Here is a 257-nt window from a genome sequence, read left to right on the forward strand (position 1 = left end):
GGAAGCGCATCTGACCGCATGGGCAGAGGTTTTTCAAAAGTTTGGTGCTAAACCTAAACGTACCCCTTGCTCAGCGGATGCGTTACGCAAGCGCGTATTACGTGACGGAACGATGCCAGCACTTGATCCCATCGTTGATCTTTATAATGCCGTTAGTCTCCGCTACGCCGTTCCGGTGGGTGGAGAGAATATCGCTGCCTATCAGGGTTCACCATGTCTGGCCGTGGCAAAAGGAACAGAGCCTTTTGATACAGTCA

1 protein-coding gene is annotated in these 257 nt (G+C 51.8%); it reads left to right on the forward strand.

All coding sequences use genetic code 11. The features are described from left to right. Positions 1 to 257: B3/4 domain-containing protein (locus tag FDX22_RS32375; RefSeq protein WP_370317968.1), on the forward strand; the 257-nt coding region annotated here is incomplete at both ends.

The sequence above is a fragment of the Citrobacter sp. TBCS-14 genome, from assembly GCF_005280805.1.
GTDB classification, from domain to species: domain Bacteria; phylum Pseudomonadota; class Gammaproteobacteria; order Enterobacterales; family Enterobacteriaceae; genus Citrobacter; species Citrobacter gillenii.